Origin of the sequence: Bartonella sp. AP19HLJMH (genome assembly GCF_042196245.1) — a bacterium.
In the GTDB taxonomy this organism is placed as follows: Bacteria; Pseudomonadota; Alphaproteobacteria; order Rhizobiales; family Rhizobiaceae; genus Bartonella.
In genome coordinates this window covers 72,420-83,454 of record NZ_JBHIPX010000008.1, presented here as the reverse complement: position 1 = coordinate 83,454, position 11,035 = coordinate 72,420, and the positions used below count along the sequence as shown (strand labels likewise).

The 11,035-nt window shown below is 33.4% G+C and carries 12 protein-coding genes, 1 tRNA gene and 1 pseudogene; 4 read left to right on the top strand and 10 right to left on the bottom strand.

Annotation, left to right across the window (positions count from 1 at the left end; all coding sequences use genetic code 11):
• Positions 1-246: 246 nt before the first annotated feature.
• The 7 genes from ACFINR_RS05525 to ACFINR_RS05495 form a co-directional block, all read right to left on the bottom strand.
• Positions 247-528, bottom strand: a complete 282-nt coding sequence (locus ACFINR_RS05525) for a hypothetical protein (protein WP_375653028.1) — start codon at positions 526-528, stop codon at positions 247-249.
• Positions 529-774: 246 nt separating this feature from the next.
• Positions 775-1,083: a BrnA antitoxin family protein gene (locus ACFINR_RS05520; RefSeq protein ID WP_375653037.1), complete on the bottom strand. Its 309-nt coding sequence runs from the start codon at positions 1,081-1,083 to the stop codon at positions 775-777.
• A 690-nt stretch (positions 1,084-1,773) separates the two neighbouring features.
• The gene (locus tag ACFINR_RS05515) at positions 1,774-2,340 is read right to left on the bottom strand and encodes a biotin transporter BioY (protein WP_375629706.1); all 567 of its coding nucleotides are present in this window, start codon (positions 2,338-2,340) and stop codon (positions 1,774-1,776) included.
• A gap of 257 nt (positions 2,341-2,597) precedes the next feature.
• Positions 2,598-3,155 carry a biotin transporter BioY gene (locus tag ACFINR_RS05510; RefSeq protein ID WP_375653025.1) on the bottom strand — a complete coding sequence of 186 codons (558 nt, stop codon included), beginning with the start codon at positions 3,153-3,155 and terminating at the stop codon, positions 2,598-2,600.
• Entirely contained in the window at positions 3,156-3,812 is a 657-nt protein-coding gene (locus ACFINR_RS05505) for an energy-coupling factor transporter transmembrane component T family protein (RefSeq protein WP_375653021.1), read from the bottom strand.
• On the bottom strand, positions 3,809-4,489 hold the full coding sequence (locus ACFINR_RS05500; protein ID WP_375612389.1) for an energy-coupling factor ABC transporter ATP-binding protein: 681 nt from the start codon (positions 4,487-4,489) through the stop codon (positions 3,809-3,811). The genes ACFINR_RS05505 and ACFINR_RS05500 overlap by 4 nt, the downstream gene beginning before the upstream one ends.
• A gap of 40 nt (positions 4,490-4,529) precedes the next feature.
• A complete protein-coding gene (locus tag ACFINR_RS05495) occupies positions 4,530-5,957 on the bottom strand; it encodes an amino acid permease (RefSeq protein ID WP_375653033.1) in 1,428 nt (475 codons plus the stop codon).
• 164 nt (positions 5,958-6,121) lie between these two features.
• Between ACFINR_RS05495 and ACFINR_RS05490 the strand changes: the two genes are divergently transcribed.
• Complete coding sequence (locus ACFINR_RS05490) at positions 6,122-6,460, top strand: hypothetical protein (protein ID WP_375613811.1); 339 nt, start codon at positions 6,122-6,124, stop codon at positions 6,458-6,460.
• 528 nt (positions 6,461-6,988) lie between these two features.
• On the opposite strand, the gene ACFINR_RS05485 is transcribed toward ACFINR_RS05490, so the two are convergent.
• Positions 6,989-7,165 (bottom strand): SlyX family protein, encoded by a 177-nt coding sequence (locus ACFINR_RS05485; RefSeq protein WP_375612388.1) that lies wholly within the window; start codon positions 7,163-7,165, stop codon positions 6,989-6,991.
• A 454-nt stretch (positions 7,166-7,619) separates the two neighbouring features.
• On the opposite strand from ACFINR_RS05485, the gene ACFINR_RS05480 reads away from it, so the two are divergent.
• A tRNA-Thr gene (locus ACFINR_RS05480) sits at positions 7,620-7,695 on the top strand.
• 82 nt (positions 7,696-7,777) lie between these two features.
• Here the strand turns inward: ACFINR_RS05480 and ACFINR_RS05475 are convergent.
• On the bottom strand, positions 7,778-7,978 hold the full coding sequence (locus ACFINR_RS05475) for a helix-turn-helix transcriptional regulator (protein ID WP_375653016.1): 201 nt from the start codon (positions 7,976-7,978) through the stop codon (positions 7,778-7,780).
• A 1,027-nt stretch (positions 7,979-9,005) separates the two neighbouring features.
• On the opposite strand from ACFINR_RS05475, the gene ACFINR_RS05470 reads away from it, so the two are divergent.
• Both ACFINR_RS05470 and ACFINR_RS05465 read left to right on the top strand, forming a co-directional pair.
• Positions 9,006-9,668 carry a lysozyme gene (locus ACFINR_RS05470; protein ID WP_375612387.1) on the top strand — a complete coding sequence of 221 codons (663 nt, stop codon included), beginning with the start codon at positions 9,006-9,008 and terminating at the stop codon, positions 9,666-9,668.
• The gene (locus tag ACFINR_RS05465) at positions 9,665-9,892 is read left to right on the top strand and encodes a hypothetical protein (RefSeq protein ID WP_375618608.1); all 228 of its coding nucleotides are present in this window, start codon (positions 9,665-9,667) and stop codon (positions 9,890-9,892) included. Before ACFINR_RS05470 ends, ACFINR_RS05465 begins: the two co-directional genes overlap by 4 nt.
• Positions 9,893-10,527: 635 nt before the next feature.
• Here the strand turns inward: ACFINR_RS05465 and ACFINR_RS05460 are convergent.
• Positions 10,528-10,961: pseudogene (locus tag ACFINR_RS05460) on the bottom strand (integrase); the annotation flags it as partial.
• Positions 10,962-11,035: the final 74 nt, after the last annotated feature.

Below are 11,035 nucleotides of genomic sequence, written 5' to 3'. Positions count from 1 at the left end.
TCTGTTACGGCTGATATAGAGCGCTTTTTGACATGGTGCACTCCCTCAACAACAACAGCATGAATTGGAAAACATTGCTTCTTCTGTACAGCAGAGATTACCGAAACTCATGCAAAACAGAATCTTATTATAAACCTTTATGAAAGTTTTTTTGTAGTGTAGCTGCAAGAATTTGTTTAACTCTTTATTTGAAGAAAAAAGAGTTAACTCTATAGGAATCAAAATTCCAAAATATTGCTTATTTTGTTAAATCTGATTTTTAGAACGTGGGTTAGGAATATTCTGAAAGTCGTTTTCAGAATCAATCACTTCAGGATTATAAGAACTATTTTCTCCCGTTAAAACATAAATCCAATAGCAGATCTTCGAGTTCACAGAAAACTTTTCGATTATTAAGGTAGCACATTGATTATCACAGTTAAAATCGTATCTTCCTTCCTCTAAAAATTTATCAGCATCATTGATATTAACTAATTCTGAGGCTGGATCTATTTTATATTTATAAGAAAGGAAGTTAAGGGTATTCATAAAGTTAACATAATTACAATGTCTATAGTCTTATCAGATGGCAGGTGCTTCCCAAGTTATCTTAGTGACCACGAGAAGGTGGTGTGTCAAAAATATATTGTATTGTTTAGAATCAGTTAGTTAAAGATCAAAGTTATAAAATTTTAATTGCAAAAGTAATACGAATTTTAGAGAACTCTGCAGTGAAAGCTGCTTAGATTTTTAGGATATGGGCTCCCCCTTCCCGGCTTTTAAGTGGAGGAGAAATCAGTGCATTGAACGAAGCATGGCATCACGTAAAATGGCGTTAATCCGCTTTTGATATCCTTTCCCTTGACTTTTAAAGTCACGCGCTACCACGTCTGAATCCACACGCACTGTTGTGACAGTTTTGGGTGGTTTATAGAATGGATTGCGAACGGCATTTTTCCAGAACACATCATTGAGTGACGGAATATCACTATGATCAATTGCACTGTCCGGCATTGCAGCCAGTTTATCAACTTCAACTCTCTGTTTATCTGTCAAAGGTGATAAGTTACCTACATCAATTTCATAACGAACTTTCTTCTTTATAACGTTTCTTTTCTTTCGAGTTGGCTCGTCGTGCTGAAATAATACGGATTACCTCTATGCCATCTTTATCGTCATGGACAGTATGCGCTACGAATATTAATAAAAAACCATCCATGAGCCATAAAGCTTGCTCACCATACTCTCGTTTTCAATACGGTCTTGTTTAACCATAGTGAATGGGGCTGCAAAAACACTTGCAGCTATTTCAAAACTTTACACGGTGCTTTCTAAGATTACTTTTTGTTTTAGCTTCATTCCATTCAAATCTCATTTTTATACCTTATATTAATACATTTACTTATATTAACACATTTATAAGGGTATTATATACATCAAGAGTTTTAGATGAACACTTAATTATCCATGTTTTTGTACAATTAATATAATAATAATTTAAAAATTAGTGATTAATTAACTAAAAATATTAAAAAAATAATAAATTATTCTAAGGCTTTATGCATATAATATGCAAATCGAATAAAACTTACAAGCATGTTGAATAAAATGATATTAATTGGCTATTTGGGAGCTGCTCCTGAAAGCAAAAATGAATTTTGGTGCCGAAACATTCAATTTTCGTATGGCTATCTCTGAGAGCTATGCAGATAAAAATACCAATAAAAAGTAGACAAAACAAAATGGTATTCCGTGGTGCTTTTTAAGCTACATACATTTGGCAAAACTTGTTCTTCAGTACAGAACTGCCCCTTTTTCCGAATGAATGAGAGGAACGGTTTTTTTAATGGTCAACGCTACAAAGGATGCAATCAGCACTTTCAAGAAACCACTAACCAAAAAACCTAATGAACTTATTAAAACTGTCAGCAAAGGGACCTGTGTCATATAAGCCACCCATGGTATTCCAAAAGAATAGACTATCCCAATGCCACCCACAGTATTTATCACAAATAATATTATAAAATTTAACCGGTGCCAAAATAATTCTACCATAAAGCCAATAAAAAATGCAGCAAATGGAAAACTAATCAGATAACCACTCGTAACTCCTGAAAAAACACTAATTCCACCACGACCACTAGGCAATAGAGGTAACCCAATCGCAATAAGAACAAGGAAAAGAAGTGATGCTAAAGCTCCCCTTTTCGCTCCAAGTATAGAGCCTGCTAACATCGGAGCCATAGACTGAGCTGTAATAGGGACGCCCAGCAAAAAAGGAAGATAAATAGGAGGAAAAAGACTCAAAACAGCGTAAATAGCGGCAAATAAAGCAATATAAACTAAATCTTTTGTATTCACTGAATTATTCCTTCACTAGGGAAAAGCTTTCGTTATTGTTGTATAATTAATAAAAAGTATCAGATTTATAAAAGTACACTTTAAATGCCTTAGATATAGAGAAAAATACTATAATAATTTATTTTAATAACATCACTTATATGAATCATATTAGATTCTACAGTGTTTAATTACATCATAAATTACTATAGTTAAATTCAATAATAGTGATATATGAATATTATATAATAACAATATAACAAAATAATACATTTATTTTAGTTATTATGCTTTGAATGAATGAGAGGAACAGATCTTTTAATCGCGAGTGCAATAAAGGATGCAATCAACGCTTTTAAACAATCGCCTATCAAAAAAACTGATGAAGCCATTAAAATATTCAGTAAAGAAACTTTGGTCATATAAGCTGTCCATGGAACACCAAAAGAATAAACTATCCCAATGCCACCGAGAGTATTTATTATAAATAATGTTATAAAATTTAACCGCTGCCAAAACAATTCTACCATTAAACCAATAAAAAATGCGGCAAATGGAAAACCTATTAAATAACCACTTGCAATTCCTGAAAAGACACTGATTCCACCACGACCACCAGGCAACAGAGGCAATCCAATCGCAACAAGAACAAGAAAAAGGAGTGACGCTAAAGCACCCCTTTTTGCCCCAAGAATAGACCCTGCTAGCATCGGTCCCATCGATTGAGCTGTAATAGGTACCCCTAGAAGAAAAGGAAGATAAATAGAAGGAAAAAGGCCCAAAATAGCATAAATAGCGGCGAATAAAGCAATATAAACTAAATCTTTTGTATTCATTTAATTCTTCTTTTTTTTACTATAAAAACTCTGATTATTACGAGATGCTGTATCAATAGTATCAGCATCATAAGAACGCGCGTCCAATGCTTCAGCCACTTCTGACGCCATTCTTATAGTCCGTATAATTAAAGGTATCGCAAGAGCGACAATGTTAGTATTAAGTCCTCGTGCTTGCTGTGCTTCATGTACCTCATTAAACTTTTCACTCAAAAGAGGAATAAACCTGATCGCCATAGAGATAACCATACTCACTTTTGATGGATTTATACCAAAACAACGAAAGGGCTGGAGGCCTGCTTCAATTGCATCCACCATATCTGACACTTTTGTTGTGAATGAAATAACTGATGATAAAGAAAAGAGGATAACAAGACGTAATATGACCTCAACCCCCGTAAGCCAACCGCTAAAAATAGTTTGAAATACAAATAGAAGAACTAAAAGCAATCCCATCGATTTAAATTGCTTTATCACAGTTTTGAAAGGGATCTTGGCGACTCTATAGAATAAGATGACAAACAACAAAAATAAACCAAGAAGCGCTATGGAAGAAACCATTATTATAAAAGTTCCACAGGCCGTAAGAAATAATAACTTAACTCCAGGACTTAACCTATGAATAAATGTATCCCTCGGAATATATAAACCGATCATGACATTCTTCTTATATACTCCTTTATAGCAACAAAAGGTACTTCATCAATTGCTATCTCCCCCTTATCAAAAACCAGCACTCTATCAAACTTTTTCAAAAACTCTAAATCATGCGATACAACTATTGCCGTTTGTGGTAATTCTTCTATCACTTGCGTAACGCGATGCTTATTTCGCAAATCAAGTAATGTCGTCGGCTCATCAAAAATAATGTAGTCTGGTTTCATTGCAACTACACTAGAAATAGCAACGAGTTGTTTTTGCCCACCACTTAATAAATGGACAGCGTGATTTCTGAAATCTTGAAGTTCATAGCGCTGTAAAATTTCATCTACACGCTCCTTAATTTCATCTTTATTAAGCTTTAAATTTTTGAGACCAAAGGATAAGTCCTCTTCAACTAATGGTAAAACAATCTGATTATCGGGATTTTGAAAAACAAATCCAACTTTACGCTTTACTGCTTTTGCATCGCGTTTGGTATCAAGCCCATCAACGCTTACAAAACCATGAGATGGTAATTGGAGCCCATTAATAAGGCGAACAAATGTACTTTTTCCAGAACCATTCGCACCTATAATAGCAACTCGTCTTTCGGTAAGCTGTACAGTAATATTTCTTAAAACACACAAATCACCAAAAACTTGTGTTACCTCATCAAATTTTATAATCCCCAAGGCTTATTCCAATCAATCCCTTTTATTAGCTCTTCTTTCTCTATCGCTTCAGTTTATAACCTAAAAGTAATAACAAGCACCATAGAGGAATAATAATGACTGCCAAACTCATATCAGGCATCTGTACAGGAATATATGCTTCAAGGAAAGGCACGCTTATTCCTATCATATCAAAAAGTCGAGTCATCAATCCATTTTTCCCAAAACCACTGACAAACATAATGCAAAATAATAAAGCAAGAAAGCAGAGGCAAAGATAGTTAGCGTAAGGATATAAACCAAACGCATAAATAAAATCGCCCTTTCTGTTCTTATGGGCATTGCGAAATTTCAAATGAACAATAACAATAATAGCCCAAGTAATCACTGCTGCTGCAGTTGCAAGAGCCATGATCCGCATGAAACTATTATCAGGAATAAGAGCATTAACAACGACAATCAACGCCGTACATAATGATGAAAAAAGGATAGCAATATAAGGAACACGAGCAGCACTCAGTTTACTAAAAATATGTGGTGCATTTTTTTGTACAGCTAAACTATAAAGCATACGGCCATTAGAATAAATGCCACTATTGTAAACAGAAATAGCAGCCATAATCACCACAAAATTCAAAATATGACCAGCAGCAGGAATTCCTATAGTCTCGAAAATTGTGACAAAAGGACTACCATTTTTTCCAATCATATTCCAAGGGCTGATTATCATAATAATGCTGATAGATCCAATATAAAAAATTATAATCCTCCACATAACTTGACGAATAGCCGCTGGAATTGTTTTTTGTGGATTAGATGCCTCTCCAGCAGCAATACCAATAAGCTCCGTTCCTCCAAAAGAAAACATTACTACAGAAGTTGCTAAAACAACCCCTACTGCTCCATAAGGGAAAAAACCACCATGGTCCCAAAGATAATGAATATTCGCTTGATTTTCCCCTAGTCCAGTGACAATGAGAAAAATTCCAAAAATAATCATACCAATAACAGCAGCCACTTTGATCAAAGCGCAAACAAATTCAAATTCTCCATAAAAACGAACATTAAACAAATTAACAAATGTAACAAATAAAAGAACAATGAAAGATGTCTTCCAATGATCAATCAAAATCCAATGATCAAGGTAAAACCCTATCACTGTAAGTTCAGCCATACTCACAAGAATATAAAGAAACCAATAATTCCAACCTGTTATGAAACCAGCTAATCTCCCCCAATATTTATAAGCAAAAAAACTAAATGCTCCTGAAGACGGTTCTTCTACTGACATTTCACCAAGCATTCGCATAATGAAATACATAATAAGCCCGCCGACAAGATAAGATAAAATAACTGAGGGACCAGCTAATTGAATTGCCTCGGTTGACCCATAAAAAAGTCCTGTCCCAATAACCCCACCCAAAGCAATCATTTGAATATGGCGATTTTGAAGGCTACGCTTCAATTCCTCGTGCTTTTTTTCAGACATCATGCCTCACTACTTTTGTTGAACTTAACCTCAACTTTTATTGAAAAATTAGGCACCTCTTTCAAAAAACACAAAACAAACGTAAACTTATTTTCTTATCATAATGCAACTCCTTATTTTTTTGTGCATTATACGTATGTCCCGTTGAAGTTTTAAGAAAAAATATGCTCCACCCTTTATTTAAATTAATGTCCTTCATTTTCGTTACACTAACCATTATAGCATTGGTCATTGATAACGCACACTCTGTAATCACATCACATTGGACAACAACCCCCTTTAATAAAATTTTAACAAGCCTTCTGCAAACAGATATCTATCACCTTAATCAATCTCTATGCAAGGTAATGCCTGATTTTCTGTCCTCAATTTGCATTACTCTCACTTATTTACCCGCATGGTCTATCTTTGGTGCTTTAGCAATAGTATTTTGTATCTTAAATTACGAAAAACAAAAGCCTTTTCACAAAATATCATATGCATATAACGAAGAGTACATTTGATCTTGAAAAAAACTTCTAGAGCTCTCTGTACTATAACATAATCGATGTCGCTTAAAACCCCTCACTCTATTAAAACAACTGAAGATCACTTGATCATCAGAAAAAATTAAAACGCTTCATTATAAATATAGGCGCTCACTTATGATTTCTATAGATAACAATAACATCACTTTATTTGTATCAATTTAAAAAAATTAGCGAATAAATCTACCTCCCACCTATAAGAAAACTCTGTACAGAAAAAACTTAAAATATTGCAGTTCATATATTTTTCTATGGCTGTTTCTTTAATACTCTACAAAAACTTTTCTTAATTTTCGTACTAGAAACCCCATATAAAAAAACGTCTTCTAATATCAGCTCTCCTTATAAGATTGGAACTTATTAAAATTAATGAAGAAGCTTATAAAAATTATTCTACAAGTCTAACAAAATGCGTGAAATAAAAACTCCTCTGTAAATAATTGCAATTGTGATAAAAAATATTTCGCACCTTCTCCCTATTGAGAAAATGGTAAGATAACAGCTTCAGTAACACTCTAGTTCTTTTAAATCTGAAAATCGTCTCGCTAAAATATCAACTTTTTTAGATATCTCATCCAAACTTTTCCATTGATTAGTTACCTCTCGAGAAAGTTCCTCAATGAATTTTTCTTGGTAAGCTAGCTTCATTTCTAGTTCTATCAGCCGATCTTCATCCGACATGATTTTTACTCCCTCTTAAATAAAAAACGTGATTAATTTTATTAATCCTCCTCCCTTTTTCTTCCCATAAAAATGAGAAGTAACTTCTCAACTAATTCTACTCATCTATTTGCACATTATAAAAGGTTTATGATGATCTTTATTTTCCCAATCACTCTATGCAACAAATTTCTTTCTTAAGAATCAGAAAATGTTTTTATCTTTACTAAGTTATCTTGACACCATTTTTCATCCTAAAGATCTACATTCCCAGCTTCTTAATTTAAGTGCTATCGTAAATTGAAAAGCATTTTATAGCATTAAGGTCAAAGAATACTTTCCTCTGACTTTTACATAATTCTCCTTCAAATTATTATCATATGTATAAATTATTGAAAAAATGCATTCTTGCTTTTATACGTACTTTTAGCTATTACCCTCAAATTAGTTTTGTCTCATTGACTTACAAACCTATGCCGCATTAGCTCAGTTGGTAGAGCACATCATTCGTAATGATGGGGTCGCTGGTTCGAATCCGGCATGCGGCACCACTTTTTGTATTTAGCGTATTGAAATATATATTTTTTTAATTATCTGTTTGAAGACCACCTTCTAGGGTTTATACAATTTTATCTAATCTGTTGTTATTTGCTCCGTATTTTTCTCTGGAGTAAATGCTAAAATCTCTTTCTTTCTCCACCTCACTGCTCTCGCTAGCTTATATGGCTCCGGCCCCCTCTTAAGCACCCAATTGCGAATCGTTGTTGTGGATATACTAAAAAGCTGTGCACACTCACGTATTGTTACATATCTATTGCCATCATCAAATATCATCTCATTGCCTTTTTATTTTTTATGTTATGTGAATGGGCTGGGATGCTAGGAGGAGAGAGCTTCCTATATTGTCAAGCAGCTTTTTGTCAAAATCTTTTGTGTCTCTTGTGCTATTGCCTCTAAAAAGATTTCAATAGCTTGATTGATTTGTTTAAGAGGCTGCTGGAAACGTAGCCAATACAACACCAGACAAAGATGATACCATTGGACCCGAACGCCCTACCAAATGCTTCATATGAAAAAGAAAATATATGAAACCGAACTAATTGTTCAAATTTATTACAGTACAATATTCTTAAAAAAACTATCAAATATCATTGGTCTATATATTGAATATGCTCCACTAATATATTGTTTCAGTTGGAAACAGACTGTAAGAGAGGAGAAATATCCGTTATGTTTTTTATGTAACAGTTTATTTAAAATCCTTCATAAAGGTATTTTTTAATGAAATTAAGCAATTAGGGGAAAAAACAAAGAATAATTAAATTAACTATAGATTTTTTTATTAAATATGTATAACACGTTATGTATATGTTTTATTGATTCTAAGATACTTTTTAGATATATAATGTTAAATTATAATGTTTTTTTGTTTTTATAAAAAAATTCTGTGGTGCAATTTATGACTTTTGAAATTACTTAAAAATCAACACCTAATTATTTCATTAATTATTATGTCTCTTATTTTTTGTTAAAAATGCTTTTTGTTATTGGAATTATTGAAGTTTTTTCAAGTAAAGTTCTTCTAAATCATTCTGGATCAACTGTAAGAATTTATGAGTGAAATCTATCTGATTATAAATGGAATTATTATAAAGTTATTGTCTTTAGATGGAGATCAATTGCTGCAAAATGAATAGTATTTAGCATAATCTTTATTCAAAAAAATGATATAGATCTTAAAATAATCCACTATGGATGTTTTGAATTTATTATGCCCTTTCGCTGTTCTGTTCTTAAAAATGAGTAGATGTAAGTTTTTAATTCATATCCTGCTTTGTGTAGTTTTTTATAGGTAAAAATAATGCGAAAAATATCAAAAGAAGGGCTTGTATTGATTAAGCAATTGGAAGGCTTGCGTTTATCAGCTTATGAAGATTCTGGTGGTGTCTGGACAATTGGTTATGGACATACAAGTGCTGCTGGTGCCCCAAGCGTTCACAAAGATATGCAAATTACGGAAAAAGAAGCTGAAAAAATCCTTTGTCAGGACTTGAGGGAGTATGAAGCTGTTGTTGAAAAAGCCGTTACCGTTCCTTTAAACGATGAACAATTCGCGGCATTAGTATCATTTTGCTATAATGTAGGAATCACAGCATTTCGCAGTTCTACACTTTTAAAAAAGCTTAATAAAGGTGAATATGAAGCGATACCAACCGAATTGCAAAAATGGACAAGAGTGGGAGGAAAACGTATCCAAGGTCTTGTCAATCGCCGAGCAACCGAAGCAGGATTGTGGGCAAAAGGAGCTCATGTTGCCCCCAATTATCATGTAGTAGAACCAGAAGGCGTAACAGGTATTTGCAAAGTAGAAGCTCTTGCACCAATCATAGGTTCTTTTTCAGGGCTTGGAGGTCTTTTTGCAGGAAATGGTCCTGTTCAATGGGTTCTAGCAGGCATTATGGTTTTAGCCGCTTGTACGGCTATGATATACATTGCTAAACGTTTTCAGGAACACCGTCTATGATTTTATGGATAAAAAAATATCTGACAATGACGTCAGCGCTCATAGCAGCTTTTCTTATAGCTTTAGTCAAAGCCTTTTTTCTTGGGAAAAAAGTTGAGAAGCAAAAGCAAACAAAAGAAGATTTCAAGATAGCGACAACACGGCTTGAGGTAGAAAATGAAATTAATAAGAAAAGTGATGCTGATGTGCGCACTAAGCTTTCTAGCTGGTTGCGCGACGAATGAACGAACTTCTTGTATTGGATGGCTGCCAATTTATTTGAATCGACAAGATATCAATGTCATTAGTCCAAATTTGGCGAGAGATATTTTAAAACATAACGAACAAGGTGAACGTTTATGTGGTTGGAGAGATAAACGGAAAATAAAGTGATAAAAATATAATTCCTCTGAAACATCAATCAATGAAAAGATTTGAAAGAGGTGGATACATTCAGATTAAAAGTAAAAGCACTTAAAGGATTAAAACACTCTGGTGGTCGATTAGATTTAATTAGAGTAACTGAGGTGTCTGAATTGAAACTAAAGGATTCAACAGATTATGTTTGTGTAAAATGATTGAGTCTATTGATGTATTCTAAGGGCATCTTTGTTATCCTATCAAAAGAAGATGAGAAAAGATTTTATGGATTGCACTACTATCGTCGTTCAAAGAACTGATCATACACAAAGGCTCTGTTTTCAACAAAAATAACATCTAGGAGCTGGCATGCTTGAAGAAAAGAAATCTACGGAGCTATATAATGAATAATGGTAAGGCTTTTATGTGATTTGTAAATGACGTTGCTTCAGCTTCCTAATTATAATAATGATGTACGATAAGGCAAATACTTTCGCACTGTATCTGCTTTTTCATGCTAAAGCGGCGGGAAAACATTGTGAATGATCTTGGCTGTTAATTTTTCTATAGGTAAATTCCCTATGTGGGAAATGACATGCAACTCCAGTCGAGAAAACCAGCAACCATTTTTGCTTTTATTTTTTAACTTAGCTTTTTTACTTTCAAAAGTCGCCTAGCAATTTCTTGAAAAATATTGCTTTACTATTTTAAGATAATTTTTTTCTGAAATAAAATCCTTCTTTTAAAATATTACGGTAATATCTTGCAAACTCATGTACTGCTTTTAGAGAAAGTTTGTAATAAGACCATGCCTTTCACGGCTTTTATTGTGATGTGTATAACGGAAAAATTAAGAGTGCGTATTATCTTTTCGAACATTCAACTACAATCTTATTTCATCACAATATTTATCTTGAGAAGATACTTTTACAAAGATACTGATAATCTATAAATCGCTCTCCCCTAATTCACCTTCTCGCTCATCCTTCCATGCATTGCCTGTCCACCTTTTAAACCACCTTAAATTT